The following is a 20,621-nucleotide window of genomic DNA, read 5'->3' on the forward strand; positions in this document are numbered from 1 at the left end:
CGAACAGTCAGCGGTGGAGCAACCGGCCGACGTCGAACCGAACGAACGGCGTCGCCGCGATGACAGCGCTGCAGACCGCGAGACAGACCGCGCCGAGGGCGGACGCGGCGACCAACAGGGGAGTGAACGGGACGGCGAGTCGAATCCCGAAGACGACGAGCACGTCGACCCGCGCGAGCACCCACAAGAGCGCCGCCGCGAGGCCGAACGAGAGGACCGCCGCGGGAATCGCGAGACGGACGGCGTCGGCCGCGAACAAGGCGAGAATCCGTCGTCTGCTCGCGCCGGTCGCGCGGTAGATGCCGATGACGCGACGGTTCGCGTGCACCGCCTGCGCGAACGTCGCGGTCGTGCCGCCGATGGTGCTCAACCCGGCGAGCGAGACGAGCACGACGAACAGCAACTGCACGTTTCCGAAGACGTTCTCGATGGCCCGGCCGATACCGGTTCCCTCGGTGTACTCGCCGCGACTGCTGAGCGTCGCCGCGACGCGCTCGTCGCCGGTGACGCGGTAGGTCGCCGTCGAGATGACCGTCCCGTCGACGACCAGTCGGAGGTCGTACGTGCCCGGCGGCGGGTCGTCACCGAGTCCGACCTCGGACGCCGACAGTTCGATCTCCGAGACGTTTCCGGCGGTCAGTTCGACGGTCCGCGTCTGGGTCCCACCCGGCGAGACGAGGGTGAGGTTGCGGACGAGGAACCGACCCCACGGGTTGGCGACGCGCGCCGTCACCGTCGGGTTCGTGAGTCGCGACCCGGTGGACGGCGAGACCGTCAACCGCCCGCCGAGTCGCTGCGGCGCGCCGCGTTCCACGGTGACCGTGTGTTCTTCCGGGACGTAGCCGTCTTTCGAGAGCCGGAGCGTGTACGTGCCCGGCTCTTCGGGAACCCGGATGGGCACGCCGCCGCGGGCGTCCGTCGTCGCGCCCCGGCCGTCGAGCGTGACGGTCACACCGGAGACCACGGACTCGTTCGGCGTCGTCGCCGGCACGACGAGCGTGGACCCCGGCGGCGCGCGCGTCGGGTACTCGGACGGGAGCTGAAGCGTGTTCGGCCGGTACACCGTCACCGAGCGGGTGACCCCGTCGGTCGCGAGTTCGTACGTCCCCGCGGTCTCGAAGCTCGTCTCGAACGACAGCCGCGTCGATTCGTCGCTCCCGAGCGTCACGTCTCGTTCGAGCGTTCGGTTTCCCACGCGGACCGTAACCGTTTCACTCGCGGTGGTGGACCCGAGGTTTCGGACCGTCGCGCCGAAGCGATACGTCGCGTTCGTCCGGACCTCGGACGGTCCCGAGAGGCTCGTCACGAGCAGTCCCGACGAGCGGTTCTGCAGGGACGTGAGCCTCGAAGACGCGTTCTTCGTCCGAATCAGGTGAACCGTTCCGGGGCCCGTCGCCAGCGGCTGTGTCGTTTCGAGCGGGACGACGAGCTGGTCGTTCGTCACGCCGCTTCCGGCGAACGTCCCGACGATTGTGACACGTCTGACGCCGGGCGTGACGCTCCCCCCGAGCGTCACCGTCTCTCCGACTTCGAGCCCGAGCGTCCGCGCGAGGTCGGTCCCGACGACGGCCTCGTCGGCGCGCTGTGGGGCCGTCCCCGCGACTAACGACGCGTCGGTGACCGAGCTGAACGCGGTGTAGTTCGCCCCGCGAACGAGGTACGGCGTCCGGCCTCGGGTCTGCGCGTAGATGACCTCCGGGCTCGCCGTGATACCGTACGAGCGGAGGACCGTCGCGTAGTTCTCGTCGATGCGGCTGTTGAGGGGGTGTGCGGCACCGCTCTCGACGACCGTCCCGCTCGACGTTGTGGCGAGCGGCGCGAGCGCGCCGCCAATCGACCCCGTCAGTAGGATGATGAGCATGAAGACGGCGAGCGTCGCCGCCGTCGGGGTGAACGCCCGCCAATCGACGAGCGTCGGCGAGGCGACCGCTTGGAATCGGCGAATCGGCTGCGGCCATCGACTGGTGGCCCGGTGTGTTTGGTCGAACTTCGGGTCGCCGCGGACGACCGGAAGCGCCGCGAGGACCCCGGCGAAGAGGCCCATCACGAGGAGGAACCCGGCGATGCCGAGGAGCGAAAACGCGATATCCGCGGTCACGTTCGTCTGAATCGACACCGGGAGGCCCACGTACGTCGCGGCGTTGACGACGCCGTTGGTCACGATTACGCCGAGCGCGTATCCCAACGCGACCCCGACGAACGTGAGCGACAGCACGCGCCCGAGGATAATCGAGAGGATGCGCTGCGGCGACGCTCCGGTCGCGCGGGCGACGCCGATGAGACGGGTCCGGTCCCGAATCGACATCTTCGTGACGTTGTACACGACGACGAGAATCAAGAGCCCGCCGGCGAACGCGGCGACCGAGAGCGTCCGGACGACCTGCGTGATACCGCCCGCCAGAAACGGGAGCGCCGCGATGAGCGGGACGGTCGTCGGTGACGACGGCGCACCCGAACTCCCGGTGTCGAACACCAAGGCACCGCTCGTCCCCAACTGCTGGACGGTATCGGTGTCCGCGACGTACCACGAGTCGGGAAACAGCGTTTCGTCGACGCGGTGCGGCGAGACGGACGTCGACACGGTATTTTCAGGGCCGGACAGCTCTATCTGCTGGACCGTCGATACCGGGGCCGAGACACCGTCTTTCGGCGGTCTCGGGAGCGTCGCGGCTTGCCACGAGACCGACGCACCGGAAATCGTTCGCGGCGCGTCCGGCGGTACCCCGACGACTCGGCGCGTCTCGCCGTCCGGCAGTGAAACTGTCGTGACCGCGATGACGACCTCGTCGGCGGACGCGGCCGCAACGGCGTCGTCGTACGACTGTTCGTAGGTGACCGTCGCCGAACTCGAGAGGTCGGAACTGAGGGTGCCGGTGTAGGTGGCCGCCGTGAGCAACAACAGCGCGGAACCGAGGAGAAACGCCGTCGTGACGGCGACGACCGCGATGCTCAGCCACTCGCGGCGCGACCACCTCGAGAGGAGCGCTGTCGCATAGCGCATGTTATCCGAGGCGGTTCATTGACGGATGAACTCGTCCGGTTTCCGGCGGAGCGAGCCGTCTATCAGCACGTGCGTCTCTTCGAACTGGTCGGACAGCGTGGGGTCGTGGCTGATCACGACGAGCGCGGTGTCCGTCTGGTCCTTGACGCGGAACAGGAGGTCGAGGACGCGCGCTGCGGTTTCGGGGTCGAGTTGCCCCGTCGGCTCGTCGGCGAAGACGACGTCCGGCCGGTTCGCGAGGGAGCGGGCGATGGCGACGCGCTGTTTCTCCCCGCCGCTGAGCGTCGCCGGATACTGGTCTTTGAGGTCCAAGATGTCGAGGGCGTCGAACAGCGTGTCGAGCCACGCCTCGTCTCGGCTTCGGGTGTGGTCCTGCGGCAGCGCGGCGTTATCCCACGCGGTCAGGTCCGGGATGAGCTGGAAGTCCTGGAACACGAATCCGATCGCGTCCCGCCGTAACACGGCGCGTTTCCGCTCGGGGAGCGCGCTCGTGTCGTCGCCGTGGACGTAGAGCGAGCCACTGGTCGGGGTACTGAGCAGTCCGAGGACGTTGAACAGCGTCGTCTTCCCGGCACCGCTCGGGCCTTGAATGAGGAGGGAGGTGTCAGGCTCGACGGTGATGGAGACGTCCGCGAGAATGGTGGAGTCACCACGTTCGACGGTGAGCGAATCGCCACGCAGTACGGGGCCCGTCATCGATATGCTCCCTTCATGCTTCACGTATGTATAGTGTATGGGTGCTCGGTCAGACCGTCCGGTTCGTCGCGGCCGCGCACGTCGCGTTTCCGACCGGCCGGGACACCACCACGGGGTCGTTCCCGGTGTTGGCGTAGACGACGTTCCGCGTCGCGGTCCACTCGGCGTACGCGGTCGCCGAGACGGTCTCCGGGGCGTTCGGGAAGAGGTGCGCACCGGTCGTCGTCCACGAGCGCTGTGAGATGACGAGACAGTCCGGGCTCGGCCCACCCGAGAGCCAGTTCGCGACGGCGCTGTAGCCGACCTGCGCCTTGAAGTAGTTCGCCCCGACCCGCGTCAGCGAGTGGTCGCTCAGCCACGGCGAGTCGGTGTGCGTGGAGGCAAATCGGACGCCGTCGAACTCGGACTCGTAGGTCGTCGACGGGACGGTCGCCGTGTCCATCGTGAGGTACGCGAGCGGTGCGGTCGCGACTGTCGACACGAGCACGAGCGCGACGAGCCCGAGGCGGAGCGTGCGCCCGGCGGTCGACCCCGATGCGGCCTGAAGGAGGCGAACGAGGACAACTCCGACGAGCATCGCCGCCGGGATGTGAAGGAACGTCTGCGCGCGCATGACCGTGTCGTAGTACTCGGGCGTGAGCGACGCGGTGAGGCCGAACCCGATGATGGTGACCGGCGCGAGGAACATCGCCGTCGGTATCGCGCCGCCGCGGTACGACTCGAACAGTTCGAGTCCGAAGGCGGCGGTCACCGCGAACACGCCGAGAATCGCGACGAGCCCCAAGATGAGCGGCGGCGTCTGGGTCGTCCCCGGGAATATCGGCGAGACGGCGTTGAGCCCGACGATGCCGAAAAACGACCCGACGACGGCGAGATACGAGACCTGTTTGACCCGCCGGCCCGTCTGTTGGACCCACACGATGCCGATGGCAAGGAGGATGAGCCACGCGAGGAAGAGCCCGGGATAGGCCATGACTCGGTTCACGTACGGAACGCTGAGCGTCGTCGACGACTCGGCGAAGCGGTAGTACGAGAACATGTACGCCCAGAAAGCGACCGCGAGCACGCCCGGACCGAGCACCGAGCGGAGCGACAGCCGCACGGAGACGTGGCGCACGACGAGCGCGGTCACGACGAGCGCGGCGATGAACGTCGAAAACGTGTGCGTCATCGGGAACACGACGAGCAAGAGCCCGACGACGAGCCACCAGCGGCGGAACCGACTCCGCAACGCGAGGTGCAGACAGAACGCGAGCGTAATCACGAGGAGGATGCCGAGAATCTCCTCGTCGGGAACCGTGGTCCGACGGAGGAACAGCCCCTGAATGGCGAGGAGCGTCGCCGTCACCGCGCCGACCGCGGTGGCGGTCCCGTCGCTCGACCCGCTGTCGCGGAGCACGCGGCGAGCGACGACGCCGCCGACGAAACAGATAACCCCGCCGACGACGGTCGCGAGCGGCTGAATCGCACGGACGGGAACGGCGTCGGTGACCAGCGACACGACGCTCAGGTACGTGCTGAACACGAGGTTGTCCGCCCGCTGCGTGAGCGGGAGCGAACCCGTCTCCGTGGCCGTCTTCGCTAACCACGCGTAGTCGAATCCGTCGAGCGTCGATGGAAGGCCGCTCCAATAAAGCGGGAGAGCACGGAGGGCGAACGCGAGGGCGACACCCGCGATGAGAATCACGAATCCGCGGCGGCGTCCGTTACTCATTGGTGATACTACCCTCTCCCTCGGGCGTCGGTATATGTCTATCCACTAAGAGTGCCGCGGGGTCCTGCAGCAACAGATAGCCCGTCGCGAGACACGCGCTCGCGACCGCGAGGCCGAGGCCCGCGAGCACCATCCCGGCGATGACGCCGGGCGAGAACGCCGGCGTGAGCGCCACGCCGAACACGCGGAGTTCGCCGACCGACAGAAGCGCCGTCACGGCCGCGGTGGCGATGACGAAGGCAGCGGCCGAAGCGACGAGTCCGACTTTGAGCGTGTCGAAGAGGACGAGCCGGAGGATGTCGGTCCGGCGCGCCCCGGTCGCGCGGTACACGCCGATGGTCTTCCGAACGCCGTAGGTGCTCCGCGTGAACGCGGCGGTCGTGCTCCCGACGGTCATGAGGCTCACCAGCGCGACGACCGCGGCGAGGAGCACTTCGAGGTTCCCGAAGACGAGCTGAATCGCCTGCGCGATGCCGCCGCCGCTCGTGTAGCGACCGCTCCCCGCGAGCGCGGTCGCCAACCGCTCGTCGCCGCGGACGCGATACGTGAGCGTGGCCGGTTCGCTCGCGCCGACCTGCGACGAGACGGTGTACTCTCCGGCCGGGCGCTGTGGGAGGTTCACCGAGACGCGACGAGTCCCGCCCGGTGCGAGCGAGACGGCCCGTTCGACGTCAGTCCCCGGACCCCGAATAGTCACGGTCGTGTTCAGTCGCTGTGTCCACGGGTTGGTGAGGCGTGCCGTCACCGTCGGCGACGTGAACAGCGTCGGCGTCTGCGGCGAGAGAGAAAGCGTCTGGACCGGCCGCCGAGTCGCGTCCTCGGAGACGGTCACCGTGGTGTTACGCTGTTGGGAGCCGGCACGCGCGGACACGACGTACGTCCCCGTCTCGTTGAACCGGACACGGGCCGTCCCGCTCGCGTCCGTCGTTCGGCGCTGGCCATCGACCGAAACCGTCGCGTTCGCGACCGGCTCGCCGCCCCGCGAGACGCTGATTCGCGGCGCGCCCCCGACGGGTATCGACGCGGGAACGCTCACGCCGAGCGACTCGACGACGCGGCCTCGCTCGTCGACCGTCACCGACTTGGTCACGTCGGCCACGGAGAGGGAGACGGTCCCCGCGGGCGGCGTCTCGAACGCGACGAACGTCGTCTTCGACCGGCGACTGGGCACCGAGAGTGCGGTCTTCGCAGTCGCGTCCCCGAGCGTGACAGAGACGGGCCGGGAGGCGTCGCTCAGCCCGAGATTCGTGGCCTCGACGGCGACGCCGAAGCTCCCGTCTCGGCGCGTGACCGTCGCGTCCGTGACCACGATTGTCGACGCGTTCGCGTCTCCGCTGGCGAGGCCGCTGGTTCTGATGAACTGAACCCCGTCTCGCCCAGTCGTCGTGAGGTGGCGCGCCGTGTCCAGCGACACGAGGAGTTGGTCGTCTTGGACGCCGGTGCCCGCAAACCGGCCCACGATTTCGATTCGCGTGATGCCGGGCGTCGTGCTGCCTCCGAGAACGAGCGTGTCGCCGACACCGAGGCCGGTCGCCTCGGCGAGACTCGCCCCGATGAGCGCCTCGTCGTCTCCGGTCGGTTCCCGTCCCGTCGTCAGCGCCGTGTGCGCCAGCGACTCGTACGCGGAGTAGTTCACCCCCCGCGCGACGAACGGCGTGTTTCGGTACACCTCGAAGAGGAGAATCTCCGGACTGACCGCGACGCCCTGACTGCGGAGCGCAGACGCGTACGATTCCGGGACGTTACTCGCGATGGGATGGGGTGCGTCCGGCTCCGTAATCGTCTGTTGGCCGACGCCCGAAAGCGGGCCGACCGCGCCGATAACGGCCGACAGCAACAGCACCACGCCCATGAACACGCTCAGCGTTGCGACGGTGGGGACGGTCGCCTCCCACCCGAGCAATCGCGTCTCGAAGAGTCCTGCGAGCGGCGACCGCGACTGGTCGTCGGCGGACTGACCCGACGACGACAGTCGGTCCAGCGGTTTCGTCGCTTCTGGGTACGACGCTGTCAGGCCGGCGACGACGCCGGCGACGAGCAGCACGGCGGTCGCCAGTCCGAGCAGTTGGATGACCGGCGGCGTAAGTGCGAGCGCAAGGGAGGTCGGGAGGCCGGCGTAAACCGCCGCGTTCAGGACCGCACGGACGAGGATGACGCCGATGCTGTATCCGAGTGCCAGCCCAACGGCCGCGAGCGTGATGGCGCGGAGCGTGTACACGCCGACGATTTGCCGCGGCGTCGCGCCCGTCGAACGGAGCACGGCGATATCCGGGCGTCGCTCCTTGACCGTGAGTCGGATGACGCTGTACGTCGTCACCCCGACGAGAATGCCGCTCGCGAGCGTCGCGAGTTGGAGCAGGCGGACCAGTTGGTCGGTCCCGCGGACGAAAAACTGGAGCGCCGACAACAGCGGCGTCGCCGGTGCGCCGTCCGTCCGTTCGATGGTGACTACCTCGGTCGCCTCGAACGCTGAAACCGTCTCGGCGCGGGTGAGATACCAGCCGTCTCGGAGGACCTGATGGCCGGAGCGGTCCGTAACCGTGACCGACGTCGCCGTCTCGTCCGTTGCGAGCGAGACGGTCTCGCCGGCGGGCGGTCCGCCGACGACGGCGAGCGTTCCGGGGTCCGGACGGGGGAAGTCGATTGTTTGCCCCCGGACGGTGAGTTCCGAGACGCCCGGCGGGACGCCGACAACCGTCGCGGGCGTCCCGTCGACGGTCGCCCCAACGAGGACGAGTCGGACGTCGGAGTCGGACCCGCTCGCGTCCGCGACGCTCGACGGGGAGTCAACGCGCTCGACGTGATAGCTCGTCCCGAACTCGTCGGAGATGGTCGTCGTCTGCTGGCCGAGCGAGACGCCGAGAATGGCGGCACCGACGAGAAAAGAGACGGTGAGGGCGATGACGAGCACGGCGAGTGTGTCGCGCGTCTCCCAACTGAACGAAAGCGCTCGACGGTAGCCCATTAGTGTTCTCTATCGCGAGACTCGCGAGCGCTCACATTAAGTGTGTGTGGTTCCGCTGACTCATCGGTCAGACGACACTCACACGGCAGTTCGAAGCTGCCGATGACCGCCGGCGCAGTCAAAATCGGTTGCGCCGCAGGGCCTCGACCCGTCACGCAGAGCGCGACTGAATCGAGGTGTTAGTTAGCTCGCAGACGCGCCGCACCGATGAGCGCAACCAGCGAGACGAGCGCTGGCAACACGCCGAACCCTGGCGCTTGGCTCTCCGTCTCCGTCGGCGTATCGGTCGTCACCGGGTCGGAGGTCGTGGTCGGCTCGGCGACCGTGATCGTCGCCGATTCGCCCCCGACAGAGAGGTTGTACGTCCCCGCCTGCTGGAACGCCGGGAGGAACACGACCGTCGATTCGTTGCCGGGTTCGAGGTCGGTGACGGTCTTGGTCGACTCAATCGACCCATCGACCGTGAGATTGACCGTCGCGTTCGTCGTCACGTCCCCGTCGTTCAGGACGGTCGCCGTGGCTTCGACGCTCTCGCCGGTTTCGACGTCGGTCGTCGCGACTGAGAGGTTGGTGACGGTCGTCGACGCCGTGTCGCCGTCGCCGCCGCCGCCGGAGTCACCGCCACCATCGCTATCGTCTCCATCGTCACCGGAGCCACCGCCGCCAGACGAGGAGGTCGTTATCTCGAGTTGTGCGGACCGCTCATCGCCGATGCTGTAGTCGTTACCGTCCTCGTCGCCCAGCGCGTTGACCTCGGGCGTGACCATGGTTTCGGCCGTGCTCGTCGCGTTCCCTTCGACCGTGACGGTGGCGACGACTACCTGGCCGGTCTGGTTCGTATCGAGCCCGTAGCCGGCGAGTGTCGCGGAGCTGTTGTCACTCGCGTACGTCGTGTTGACCTCCGCCGCCTCGTGACTGAACGCGACCTGCGTGATCGCCGCAGTATCGTTCGCGACCGAGAACGAGATATTGGCCGCGCCGACGCCGCCCGAGGCGTTCGTCACGACCACGTCGAACGTCGCCGCCTCGCCGTTCGTAACCGTCTGACCCGTCGGTTCGAGTGCGACGTCCGTCGACCCGGCCGCGGCGCTCACCCCTGGCGCGACAGCGAGCGCGAAAACCAGAAGCAGAAGGTAGCCGTGGCGCGCGTTCAGTTTCATGTCGCATCCCCCAAACGGTTGGGCGCTGTCCAGACGACTCGCGTTGAACCGGGCGTGTTCGAAGAACTCATAGTTGGTGTCAGGTTGTCCGTCGAACTATCACGGATCACGCACGGCGTGGATTGCGCGAAGCCGTCGGTAACGGCGGTCGGCAGCAGCCCCTCACGCGTCGTACTGCCGTGAATCGCCGTGCGAGCACGTGATTACTCGACGTTCACGATATGACAAGAAGAATCAACCATGCTAATTGTTACGGTCAGTCGGAGGGTTGCCACTTCCGCCGCTTGGCAGTCGCCGAGGGGGTGAATGAGCCCGCGTCACGCGTGGGCGTCGAGGCCGGCACCGACTTTGTCGACGACGTCGAACAGCGCTTCCGGGAGCGGTTCGTCGTCCGGGAGTCCGACCGTTTTCACGAGGTCCGAATCGACCGTTTCGAGCGCGGGCGAACGAGCAGTCTCCCAGCCGGTGACGACGAGCGGTTGGGAATCGTCCACGTTCCGAGTGACGCGCGCGGCGACTCCCCCTCGATAGGACGGCGGCGCGTGGAGACAGACGACGACCGTCGGATCTTTCGATGAGACGAGTCGGCGAAGGGGCGCGGTCTCGGTCACGTATCGGATTTCGACGTCGCCCCGCGGATGCCAAGCTCGCTCTGGCGGTGGTCCGTAGACGAGAACCCGTGGTGGCGGTGCCATAAGCTATCACACCACACTTCGCAGAGCAGACATATAAACATTAGATACGCTGACAGATTCGGGGTGGGAGGCGAGCGGTCTATCGTCGGAACGGAAGGTGGCGTCGGGGACAACACACGCGGTCGCCGCGGTGGACAGTCGCCCGCCAACGGTCCCGCGAGAGACGCCCGGTCAGTCCCGCTTTTCCTTTCGCTCCCTCGTAATCATCGACTCGCGGATGTCCTGTAACCGCTCCGTGCCGCGGAGTTCGGACATGTTCACGCCGAGCGCGCCCGAATCCTCGTCGGTCGCGACGCCGCTCGTGAGGATGCTCCGGACGCCCTCCTCGACGGTCATGTCGATGTCGTACACGTCGTCGGCGGGGATGTAGGTGAGCAGGCCGCCGGTGACCGGGTTGGGCGCGAGCGGGAGGAACATCGAGACCATCTCCGTGTGGCCGGTCGACTGTTCGATGGTCGCGGGGGAGCCGCCCGTCTGGAAGCCGAGCACGTACACGTCGTCGTCGAAACACTGGACGAGTTTCACGTCCTGGAACTCGTCGGCACCCTCGTCGAGCACCACGTCGCCCATGCGGCGGAAGCTCTTGTACACCGTGCCGATACCCGGAATCGAGGAGATGACGAGGTCGAACACGCCGATGATTTTCTCGCCGTACTGGTTGCGGCCGACGGTCCCCACGACCGCGACGATGGCGAAGAGGACGAGCAGGGCGACCAGTTCGGTGAAGAAGTCGACGACGAACGAGTAGATACCGAGGTCGATGAGGAGCGTGATGAACTCGACGCTCTCGAAGCGGCTGATGATGCCCGCCCAGCGGAGCAGGTCGATGAACGGTTCGAGGGCGTTTCTGACGAAGTCGATGCCGACCCGGAGGACGTAGAGCGTGATGACGATGGGGATCATGATCGCCACGCCCGTCAGCAGCGTGTTGTACGCCCGTTCGTACAGGGATTGGCCGGTCTCTTTGGCGCTCACGGCGAGCGTTCCCGGCGAGCGCGGAGGGTCTGCGGAGGACACGGCGGGAGATTCATGTGGGCCGTGAAAATAGTGTCGGCAGTCGAACCGTCTGGATTTTCGAGACGCGCTGCGGCGGAGTCGCTCGCGAGGCGGGAGGCGACGGGCGAGTCGCGTAGAACGACGAAAACGGGGACCGAAGCGGGCCGGATGGATTCGCGGGAGCCGTGAGCGACGACGGAAGCCGAGACGGTGGCCCGTGCCGTCCCGAAGGCGGGGTCAGGAGACGACTTCGAACCGACCGACCGAGAGGTCGACCGCGAGCTGCTCGCGCGGGTAGACGAACTCCTCGTCGTCGTACATCGTCCGGACGGTCTCGTCTTCGATTTCCACCACCGTCTGTTCCGTACACAGCGTCGAATGCCGGATGGTCGACCCCTCCGTGATCACGTGCGGGGCGACCTCGAGTGTTTGTGCCATCGTTTCACTAACGCACGGTTTGCGATATAATTCTTCCGACGTTTCGGAGATACGCTATTGAAATGTAGCTATATAGTGGTATTGTCGGGTTGATTGTTCACTTTCTATTCCACTCTCCTTCGAACTGGTCGGAGCGGTACCGACGAGACAGGAGCCGAGGCAGTCCGAGTCGAGGCCCGACAGAGCGTTTGACTCGCGTCCGAGTCGTCGGCGTCGCCACTCGTCGAGCCTCGCGTCGGTCAGCACGTCCCGGTCGTCGAGCCTCCCGCTCGGCGCGTCAGTCGCGCTCGAACGGGTCGTGCTCGGGTAGTTCGTCGTCGAGGACGGCCGCCACGGCGTCGACGAACGCGTCGTGCGCCGACAGCGTCTCGCGGAGCGCCTCGTAGTAGGCGACGGTGTCGCCCGCGAGGAAGTGCGAGTCGACGCGCCAGAGCGTCCGCCCGGTGCCGAACTCGCCCGCTGGGAGGTCGTCGCGGTCCTCACGCACCTCGTCCAACGCCGCGACGAGTCGCTCGCGGAGCGCCGCGTACGGCGAGTCGCCCGAGAAGTCGGCGTCGCCGTGGATACCGTCTTCGAGGTGGAGTTCGAGTCGGAACTGTCCGCGCTGGAGGGCGCGCGGCGTCGGGTAGTGTTCGAAGTGGAGGTCGTAGCCGTGGTCGCGACCGCGCTCCCACGCCGTGGGCGTGACGCGGCCCCACGGCTTCCCCGAGTCGAGGGCGTGCCACGTGTGGGGGCCTTCCGGCGGCGACGCGCGGAGGTAGTCGGCCCACTCGTACTGGAGGACCTCACGAGCGAGCTTCGCTACGGCGTCGCGGGTCGCGTCGACCTGTAGCTCGTAGTCGAGATAGAAGCTCGTTTCATCCGCGGTGTCCGGGCCGTTCATACCTCCCTGCTAGACGCCCACACGGATAAAGATTCGACACGGACCCTGAGAGCCCGCGTTCGCTCAGTCCTCGCGTCGCGCCCGGCGTCCGAACCCGAACAGGAACGCTGCGATGGCTGCGACCGCGGGAGCGACGCCGAAACCGGGTACGCCGGTCGCCGTGGTCCGGCGCTCGGTCGTGGTCTCGGTCGCGGTTGCAGACTGCGTGGTCGCCTTCGGGGTCGTCTCAGCGCCGTCAGTCGCCGTCGGACTCGTGGTCGACGCGGGTGGCGCGGGTGACTGCGACGCCGACTCGGTCGTCGCGGGCTGGTCGGTCGCGTCGTCCGACTCGTCGTCCGCGTCGGAGTCGCCGTCCGACCCGGAGTCCGGACCATCGCCGTCGTCACCACCGTCGTTCGGGTCGTCGTCACCACCGCTCCCGCCACCACCACTCCCGCCACCGCCGGACGACTCCGAGACCGAGAGGTCGAGTCCCGACGTATCGGTGACGGTGTAGGAGTTCCCGTCCTCGTCGCCGAGGGCGGACACGGACACGTCGAGCGCGCCGTCGCCGGTGGCGTCGGCGGTCTCGACGGTGACGGTCGCGACGGCCACCGAACCAGCGTCGTCGGTGTCGAGGCCGATGACGCCAATCGACGCGGCCGTGCGACGCTCGTCGTACGATACGTCCCGCAGCCGCGGGTCGGTGCCGTCGGGCGTTGCGACCTCGGTGATGCGACCGACCGACGCGTCGTCGAGTTCGACCGTCAGGTTGTACGCGCCGACGCCGGCGTCGGCGCTGTCGACGACGATATCGAACGTCCGCGTCGAGTCGGGTTCGACGGTCGCCGCGTCTGCGTCGAAGCCGACGGTCGTGTCGGTCGCGGCGACCACGGGCGGCGCAACGGCGCTCAGACAGACGAGCGCCGCGAGCACCGCGAGCGCGGCTCGGTCGGGCAGCTTCGTCTTACGCATCCGTGGAGGCGAACAACCGCTGTACGTCGCCCACGTCGACGCGACCGTCGTCGTTGAGGTCGAACGCGGGGATGCTCGACTGGACCGGCTCGGCGTCGCGGTTCACGAACAGCGCCTGCGCGTCTACGATGTCCACGCTGCCGTCGCCGTTTACGTCCTCGAAGGTGCCGTCGCCGTCGTGGTCGGCCATCGCGCGGCCGTTGCCGGTGAGGTCGCCGGGTTCGACAGTGACGGGTCGGTTGTCGATGTGCGACACCGCGTAGGCCGTGCCGTCGGGGTCGTAGGTCGCGGCGGGCGTCAGTTCGAGCGCCGTCGAATCGCCGAGCGCGACGCCTTCGACCGTCACGGTCGCGAGGACCTGCGAGCCGTTCGCGTCAGTCTCGGCGTCGATACCGGCGGCCTCGATGCGGACCTCACTGCCGTCGCCGCTGACGTTGACGGCCGAGGTTCCGGGTTCGTCGGGGAACTGGACGCCCGTGATGCGGGCGACGCTCGAATCGCCGACCGCGAGGGTCAGTTCGTACGCGCCGACGCCGTCGGCGGCGTCGCTCGCGGTGATGTCGAACGTTCGGGTGTCGCCGAGGGGGACCGACTGGCCGTCCGAGCCGACCGAGAGTGCGACGCCGTCGGCCGGTTCAGGCGTCGGGTCGGGCGTCGTCGCCTCGCCGTCGAGGTCGGCGTTCAGCACCGCCGAATCGAAGTTCTCGTACTGGCTCGAATACGCGCTGTCGGTGTAGTCGACGTAGAGGTCGACGCCCGCCCCCGCCGCAGTCACCGACGACCCGAAGGCGTCGAGGTCGCTCGTCGGCACGGTGACCGTGACGGTGCCGCTCGCGCCGTCGTAGGTGACGTTCGTCGTCTCGACGTAGCCGCCGCTTCGGTCGGCGAAGGCGGCGGTTCCGCTCACGCCGGTCACGCGCGAGGGCGCGTCGATGGTGACCGTCGTCCGGCCGTCGTCGTTCGTCACGTCGACCGCGTCGGCGTCGACCGCCGCGTCGACTCGGCGCATCCGGTCGTCGGACTCGGTGTCGACTTCGGCGGCCACGATGGTCGAGCGGTTCTGCAGGTAGCCGATGACCCCGTCGGCCATCGTCGTCTCGTTGTAGACCGACACGCGCGGTTTGTCGCCGAGCGGGTAGCCGCTGCCGCCGTCGGCGATGTAGGAGTTGGTCGCGAGCGTGTAGGTCGCCGAGTCGTTGACGGGTTCGCCGTCCACCGTCAGGTCGCGAATCGTCGCGTCGCCCTCGCCGGGCGACGAGCTATCGGTGTGGGGCACCCACTCGAAGGTGACGCCGCTGACCTGCTGTTGGGTCTGGGTGCCGTACTGGTTGTCCATCTCCAGCGGCGTGATCTGGCTCTTGACGACCTCGCGGAGTTCCGCGCCGGTCACCTCGACCACGACGATGTGGTTGCCGAACGAGAGCGTCGACGTGACCATCCCGCGGGTGATGTTGAACTCCTCGCCCGCGCCGTACTCGCTCGGATAGAGCGTGTCGCGGATGCCGCCGGCGTTCGTGACGGCCACGTCTGCGCCGGTGTAACCGCGGACGCCGTCGGTGACGAGGTGACCCGTCGCGGAGTCGTCGGTGTAACTGGACCCGACGCCCGTGTGCTCGGGCATGACCGCCGTCACGAGCTTCGTGTTGAGATAGTCCTCGCGGAGCGGGTTGATGTACGTCTGCCACGAGTCGTTTCGCGGGATGTCGGTCGTCACGTCGACGAGTTCGCCGGAGGCGTCGGTGACGCTCCCGTTGTCGACGGTCAGTTCCATCGTCATGATGGCGTTTGCCTTCCCGGTGGTCTCGCCGATGAGGACGCCGTTGGTCGTCTGCGGCGGGTAGCGCTGTTGGTCGTCGCCGGAGACGAGCGCGTCGATGCCGTCGACGTTCCGCGCGAGGGCCTTCGAGTCCGGGATGCCGACCGGGGCCAGCGCGACGACCACGTCAACGTCCTCCTCGTTTCGGAGCGTGTCGACGGTCCGCTGGGCGGCGGTCGTCGGGTCGACGACGGTGTAGCCGTTGCGCTCGATGACGCCGTCGGTCTTGGCGTTGATGGCCTCGTCGGTCAGGCCGAAGAAGCCGACTTTCACGCCGCCGCGCTCGACGACGGTGTAGTTCTGCGTCCCGGGGAGGTTCTCGCCGGTCTCCTCGTCGACGACGTTGGCGAGGAGCCACGGGTAGGTCGACTCGTTGGCGATGGCCTCGAAGACGGCGAAGTCGTTCGTCCCCGCGTCCTCGTCGTAGTCGAGTTCGTGGTTCTGGACGACCTCGGCGTCGGGGTCGATGAGGTTCATCGCCGTCACCGGCGGCTCGTAGCCGTGTTCCAGGCCGTCGTAGTTGCGGAGGGCGTGGGGGCTGAGTTCGTCGCCGCCGCCGGCCACGAAGACGGGACCGGAGGCGTTCGCGCGCTCGCGGTTGATGAGCGTAATCATCCGGCCGAGTTTGTCGTCGCCGGAGCCGGCGGCCGCCTTGCCGATGTCGTTGAAGCCGACGAGCGTGAGCGTCGTCGCGTTCGCGCCCGCGGTGTCGTTGCCGGCGTCGCCGCCGTCACCGCCGTCGTCGCCCGCGGGAGCGGTCAGGTTCGTCACCGACGCGGGCTGAATCTTGTACTCCTCGAAGCTGTAGAACACCGGCCCTTCGACGGCATCGGCGGTACTGCCGACCTCGCCGGGCGTGGTGTCGTCGCCGGTCGTCGCGTCGTCGATGGCGACCGGCCCGGAGCCGTCGGTGACGGCCCACTCGCCGTACTGGCCGGGGGTTTCCGTGACCTCGACGTCGCGCACGCTGACGAGAACGCCCTCGTAGGCCTCTCGGGAGACGTTCGCCGTCGCGAGCGCGGTCGCCTCGGGAACCGACCCGGTGCCGGTCGTCGACAGCGAGGCGCTGTCGTTCGCGAGGTCGAGTTGGGTCATCCCGTAGTACTCGGAGACGGGCGCGTCGACGCGCACCTCGTCGCCGGGGGTCGCGTTCGACGACCCGCCCGCGTAGACGTAGACGCCGCTGTGGCGAACGTCTGCCGCGGAGGCGTTCTGCAGGAAGAAGCCGTCGGCGTTCGTCGCCGTCACCGTCCCGGTGACGCTGACGAACTGCCCCGCGTAGGCGGAGGCGTCGCCGCCGGTCGTGTTCGATTGGAGTTCGGTGATGGTCACGGCCGTCGGCGCGGACGCGTTCATCGCCGATTGAGCGGTCGAATCGAGTGCGCTCGCGTCCTCCCCAGCCGCGACGCCCGCCGCACCGGCGGGGAACGTCGCGGTCGTGAGTACTAACACCAGTAGCACCGTTACAGTACGACTGAGAACTGTCTGTGATGGTGTGTGCGGAGGCACATCAGTCCGCACCGGGGCGGGTGTCATAACCGCTGGTAAGAGTATTATATAGGTGACAGAACTGCGATAGGGAGGTTCATACGATACGGAGCGGTTCGTACGTCAGTCGGGTGGTTGTCGGGTCGGGTTCCGGGAGTTCACGAACAGAGGCGACCCAGAGAACGGCGGTCGTATCGCAGCACGTACCGGTGGTAGGTGAGATAGCCATATTTAAGTCCATTGGCCGATTCCGCAGCAGTTGAGAACGGTTTCCACCTCCTCGGTTCGGTGGTCGACCCACCGAAGACCGTTCTCTCTTTCCCCCACAGCATACTATCGGTACTTCCAATTAGTACCTACTTTCCGAATCTATATCATCCTCTACCAAAACAACGTGTACGAGAACGGGAATGTCATCATCTGATGCTGGTGGCGTTGCCCTCGTTCTCGTTCCATCCTCCCCCACTCGGGGGACCCCACCACCCTTCGGCTAACTGTCCACCGAGACGCATCCGTCACTGAATCGATTCGTCAGCGCTCAGACACGGCTGTCGGGGACGTGCAACACAACATCCGTCGGGCCACCCACGAACGCGTCGAGAATCGTGACGAGTTGAGTTATGCTCCCTCTCCGCCGAGTGCGGCGCACACGCGCATTCGAACGTCCGCGGGACTCGCCGCCGATTGGTCGCGCCGCGCCATCCGTCCGGTGACGAGGTCGAGCAGGTCGAGCGCGGTCAGTAGCTCGCGGACCTCCGCGCGGTCGAGGCCGAGACGGCGTTCGACTTCGTACAGCGTCTTCGCACCCGCGACGGCGGCACACACGTCTTCGGTCGAGCAGTCGAGCGAGGACACCGACGCGGGAAGCGGCGGGAGCTCAGTCGCGGTGGACGCGTCCTCGGCCGTCGTACTCGTCTCGTCGGTCTCCGCCGCGACCGGCTCCGTGTCCGTGTCCGTGGCCGGGTCCGTCTCAGAGTCAGACTCCGACTCCGACTTCGGGTCCGGCCCTGACGTCGGATTTGGCCCTGACGTCGGGTCCGGCTTCGATTCCGACACCGACGTCGATTCGTCGTTCGCGTCGGTCCCGGCGTCGTCCGGCGTGTCACGTTCGACCGCCGCGCCGTCGGTATCTTCAGTCCCCACCGGGGGAGACTGGTCAGTCCCACTCGTGCTGTCCTCGGTAGAGACGCTCGGCTCCGGTTGCCGTGGCTCGTCGCCCGGCTCGGTCGAAGCCGCCGGCTCGGTCGACGCACCGTACGATTCCGGCTCGTGAATCCCGCGTTGAATCATCTGGTTGCGGACGGTCTGGGGAGTCACGTCGACGCCGAGCGCGTCGGTCATCTCCTTGAACGTCTCGCAGGCCTCGTACGCCTCTCGAAGCCGAACGGGGTCGTGGTGTGCGGGCACCGAGTCGGCGTCTGTCGCGGCGGTCGCGCTCGTCTCCGTCTTCGTACCGGTGTCCGCGTCCGCCTCCGTGTCCGGACTCGTCTCTGTATCCGTATTCGCGTCCGTCTCCGTCTCCGCCCCGATGGGGTCGTCCGTCGATACCGGTGTGGGTTGGTCGTCCTCCGACGGCTCGTCTCTCGTCGTCGGGACCGCGAACTCCATCGTCGGTGGCGACACGACCGATGCGACGGGGGCGCTACCCGTCGAGCCGCGCGCCCCGGAACCGTCGGCTCGGGCGACCGGCGCGTCCGCCGGCTCGGGGTCGCCGTCGGTGCCGGCGTGTTCAGCCGATACCGACTCCTGTCCGGCGTCTTCGGTCGCCGGGGGAGCGAGCGCCACGTCGAGTTCGAGTCGAAGTCGGCCGTCGGCAATCGACGCCGCCGGCGACGACACGGAGAGTCGGTCCGGGTCGACCGCGCACGCTGACGCGAGGTCGTACTCGACGGTGACCGAAGCCGCTGTGCCGTCTTCGCTCGGCTCGTCCCCGCTGGCCAGTTCTATCCCGTGAATCTCTGCCGTCGCCTCCGAAAACTGTTCGAGAACCGCCGTGAGTTCTCGGACGTTTCTAACCACATCCATATGAGGATGTCAACTTCGTCACATGGCATATAATTTATTGCCGCCAACATCATCTAGTAATATATATTCTATACAGATTCTCGTTCGCGTGAGTCCGGCATTGAGAGACCGGAACGGTCGGCGGCGCACGGTCGCCACGCTCGACTGTCGGCGTAGCTGTTTTTATGCTTCTGAGGGAAGATACCCACCGTATGGACGTGTCTCCGCTCCGCGACATCGCACCATTCAGCACCGAGCGACGGGCGATGCGAGTCCTGTTGGTCGACGATAACGAGTCGATGGTGGAGCTGTCCGCGACCTTTCTCGAACGCGAACTCGACGACGTCGAGACGGAGACGTACACCGACCCGGTGTCGGCGCTCGACGAACTCACTGACGGTGCGTACGACTGCGTCGTGAGCGACTACGACATGCCGGTGATGGATGGGCTCGAACTCCTCACGGCGGCGCGCGAGCGGGGCATCGAGATTCCCTTCGTCCTCTTTACCGGGAAGGGAAGCGAGGAGATCGCGAGTCGCGCCATCTCCGCCGGCGTCGACGAGTACCTCCAGAAGGGCGGCCCCGAGGAGTATCCCGTGCTGGCGAACAAGGTGTCGAACCTCGTCGAGAAACACCGCGCCGAGACGCACATGCGACGCGGCTTTCTCGCCATCGAGTCGGCCGAGGAGGGCATCGGCATCATCGACGAGGACGGCGTCTATCAGTACCTGAACGAGGCATATGCCGCGCTCTACGACCGCGACCGGGCCGAACTCATCGGCGAACACTGGGACGTTCTCTACCCGGACGACGAGGCGCGGCGCTTCCACGAGGAAATCCTCCCGCAACTCGAAGCCGAGGGGTCGTGGCGAGGCATTTCGACCGGCGTCACCAAAGCCGGCGAGCTGGTCCCCGAGCGACTCGTGTTGACGCGGATGGACGACGGGGGACACGTCTGTATCGTCCAGGAACTCACCGAGGTCGACGCGTTGCGCGCGGAGGTCGAACTGAAAAACCGGGTGCTCGACGCCCTCGACGTCGGCATCGTCGTCATCGACCCCTCGCAGGCCGACACCCCAATCATCTCTCACAACGAGGCGTTCGAGACGCTCACGGGCCACGACGCCGAGTCGGTGACGGGGCGTAACTACCGGTTCCTCTACGGACCCGAGACGGACCCCGAAACGGTCGCCGAGATTCAGGCGGCCATCGACGCCGGCGAGCCGATTTCGACCGAGGTTCGCAGCTACGACGCCGACGGCGAACCGTTCTGGAACCACCTCGACATCCGCCCGATTCGGGACGACGACGGCGCACTCGAGTTCCTCGTCGGCTTCCACCGTGCAGCCGACCGCGACGGCGACGCCGACACCGCCGGTGACGACAACGTCGACGATGTGCGCTCGTCCTGACGCGGTGGTCGGCCGTCGCCGATAATACTGGAAACGGTGGGGTGTCCGCGGCGTGAGCAAGAATTACGACCACAGCACGCGTCGGGTGGGACCGTGTCCCGCCGCATCCGACTCCAACAGTTCCTCGCCCTCGCCGCGTTCGTCTTTGCGGTGTACTGGATAGTCGATGGTTCGCTACTCATCGCGGGCGGGTGGGTCGTCGTCGGGCTACTCAACCTGTACACGCTCAGACGCGAGTCCGAAGCGGAGGACGACGCACTCAACGTGTGACCGCAAACCAACGAGAGGTTGCGCGTCGGTCCGTCGGTAGTCGTTCGACCGCGGCGGCGCGGACTCGTCCTGACGCGGTGGCCGGTGGCCGTCGCCGATATACTGGAAACGGTGGGGTGTGCGCCCGAT

14 protein-coding genes are annotated in these 20,621 nt (G+C 67.3%); 2 read left to right on the forward strand and 12 right to left on the reverse strand.

The features are described from left to right. Positions 1-7: 7 nt before the first annotated feature. From DEQ92_RS11980 to DEQ92_RS12035, 12 genes are all read right to left on the reverse strand, one after another. Positions 8-3,001, reverse strand: coding sequence for an FtsX-like permease family protein (locus DEQ92_RS11980; protein WP_115820830.1), 2,994 nt, complete (start codon positions 2,999-3,001; stop codon positions 8-10). Positions 3,002-3,016: 15 nt separating this feature from the next. Continuing rightward, positions 3,017-3,697, reverse strand: coding sequence for an ABC transporter ATP-binding protein (locus DEQ92_RS11985; RefSeq protein WP_004975722.1), 681 nt, complete (start codon positions 3,695-3,697; stop codon positions 3,017-3,019). A 49-nt stretch (positions 3,698-3,746) separates the two neighbouring features. Then, positions 3,747-5,411 carry a hypothetical protein gene (locus tag DEQ92_RS11990; protein WP_233516855.1) on the reverse strand — a complete coding sequence of 555 codons (1,665 nt, stop codon included), beginning with the start codon at positions 5,409-5,411 and terminating at the stop codon, positions 3,747-3,749. Continuing rightward, on the reverse strand, positions 5,404-8,376 hold the full coding sequence (locus DEQ92_RS11995; protein WP_115820831.1) for an FtsX-like permease family protein: 2,973 nt from the start codon (positions 8,374-8,376) through the stop codon (positions 5,404-5,406). The genes DEQ92_RS11990 and DEQ92_RS11995 overlap by 8 nt, the downstream gene beginning before the upstream one ends. A gap of 179 nt (positions 8,377-8,555) precedes the next feature. Further along, a complete protein-coding gene (locus DEQ92_RS12000; RefSeq protein ID WP_115820832.1) occupies positions 8,556-9,536 on the reverse strand; it encodes a CARDB domain-containing protein in 981 nt (326 codons plus the stop codon). A 317-nt stretch (positions 9,537-9,853) separates the two neighbouring features. Continuing rightward, on the reverse strand, positions 9,854-10,030 hold the full coding sequence (locus DEQ92_RS24085; RefSeq protein WP_233516856.1) for a hypothetical protein: 177 nt from the start codon (positions 10,028-10,030) through the stop codon (positions 9,854-9,856). A 372-nt stretch (positions 10,031-10,402) separates the two neighbouring features. After that, complete coding sequence (locus DEQ92_RS12010; protein WP_004975733.1) at positions 10,403-11,206, reverse strand: DUF502 domain-containing protein; 804 nt, start codon at positions 11,204-11,206, stop codon at positions 10,403-10,405. A 258-nt stretch (positions 11,207-11,464) separates the two neighbouring features. Next, positions 11,465-11,665 carry a hypothetical protein gene (locus DEQ92_RS12015; RefSeq protein ID WP_004975735.1) on the reverse strand — a complete coding sequence of 67 codons (201 nt, stop codon included), beginning with the start codon at positions 11,663-11,665 and terminating at the stop codon, positions 11,465-11,467. Positions 11,666-11,942: 277 nt separating this feature from the next. Continuing rightward, positions 11,943-12,548: an acetyltransferase gene (locus tag DEQ92_RS12020; RefSeq protein ID WP_115805204.1), complete on the reverse strand. Its 606-nt coding sequence runs from the start codon at positions 12,546-12,548 to the stop codon at positions 11,943-11,945. Positions 12,549-12,611: 63 nt separating this feature from the next. Next, positions 12,612-13,502, reverse strand: a complete 891-nt coding sequence (locus tag DEQ92_RS12025; protein WP_115820834.1) for a hypothetical protein — start codon at positions 13,500-13,502, stop codon at positions 12,612-12,614. After that, the gene (locus DEQ92_RS12030) at positions 13,495-16,770 is read right to left on the reverse strand and encodes a 5'-nucleotidase C-terminal domain-containing protein (protein WP_199522905.1); all 3,276 of its coding nucleotides are present in this window, start codon (positions 16,768-16,770) and stop codon (positions 13,495-13,497) included. The genes DEQ92_RS12025 and DEQ92_RS12030 overlap by 8 nt, the downstream gene beginning before the upstream one ends. A gap of 654 nt (positions 16,771-17,424) precedes the next feature. Then, on the reverse strand, positions 17,425-18,831 hold the full coding sequence (locus DEQ92_RS12035; RefSeq protein WP_115820835.1) for a hypothetical protein: 1,407 nt from the start codon (positions 18,829-18,831) through the stop codon (positions 17,425-17,427). Between the two features lie 191 nt (positions 18,832-19,022). Here DEQ92_RS12035 and DEQ92_RS12040 point away from each other — a divergent pair, with 191 nt between their 5' ends. Both DEQ92_RS12040 and DEQ92_RS23875 read left to right on the forward strand, forming a co-directional pair. Beyond that, positions 19,023-20,222 carry a PAS domain-containing protein gene (locus DEQ92_RS12040; protein ID WP_115820836.1) on the forward strand — a complete coding sequence of 400 codons (1,200 nt, stop codon included), beginning with the start codon at positions 19,023-19,025 and terminating at the stop codon, positions 20,220-20,222. 93 nt (positions 20,223-20,315) lie between these two features. After that, positions 20,316-20,492, forward strand: coding sequence for a hypothetical protein (locus DEQ92_RS23875; RefSeq protein WP_199522906.1), 177 nt, complete (start codon positions 20,316-20,318; stop codon positions 20,490-20,492). Positions 20,493-20,621 lie beyond the last annotated feature (129 nt).

The organism is Haloferax sp. Atlit-6N (assembly GCF_003383195.1).
Taxonomy (GTDB): domain Archaea; phylum Halobacteriota; class Halobacteria; order Halobacteriales; family Haloferacaceae; genus Haloferax; species Haloferax gibbonsii.

What these genes read in the sequence shown, in the direction of transcription:
- DEQ92_RS12025 (WP_115820834.1), bottom strand. Translation starts at nt 13,502, where the DNA reads ATGCGTAAGACGAAGCTGCCCGACCGAGCCGCGCTCGCGGTGCTCGCG.
- DEQ92_RS11995 (WP_115820831.1), bottom strand. Translation starts at nt 8,376, where the DNA reads ATGGGCTACCGTCGAGCGCTTTCGTTCAGTTGGGAGACGCGCGACACA.
- DEQ92_RS12015 (WP_004975735.1), bottom strand. Translation starts at nt 11,665, where the DNA reads ATGGCACAAACACTCGAGGTCGCCCCGCACGTGATCACGGAGGGGTCG.
- DEQ92_RS12040 (WP_115820836.1), top strand. Translation starts at nt 19,023, where the DNA reads ATGGACGTGTCTCCGCTCCGCGACATCGCACCATTCAGCACCGAGCGA.
- DEQ92_RS11980 (WP_115820830.1), bottom strand. Translation starts at nt 3,001, where the DNA reads ATGCGCTATGCGACAGCGCTCCTCTCGAGGTGGTCGCGCCGCGAGTGG.
- DEQ92_RS11990 (WP_233516855.1), bottom strand. Translation starts at nt 5,411, where the DNA reads ATGAGTAACGGACGCCGCCGCGGATTCGTGATTCTCATCGCGGGTGTC.
- DEQ92_RS12035 (WP_115820835.1), bottom strand. Translation starts at nt 18,831, where the DNA reads ATGGATGTGGTTAGAAACGTCCGAGAACTCACGGCGGTTCTCGAACAG.
- DEQ92_RS12020 (WP_115805204.1), bottom strand. Translation starts at nt 12,548, where the DNA reads ATGAACGGCCCGGACACCGCGGATGAAACGAGCTTCTATCTCGACTAC.
- DEQ92_RS11985 (WP_004975722.1), bottom strand. Translation starts at nt 3,697, where the DNA reads ATGACGGGCCCCGTACTGCGTGGCGATTCGCTCACCGTCGAACGTGGT.
- DEQ92_RS12000 (WP_115820832.1), bottom strand. Translation starts at nt 9,536, where the DNA reads ATGAAACTGAACGCGCGCCACGGCTACCTTCTGCTTCTGGTTTTCGCG.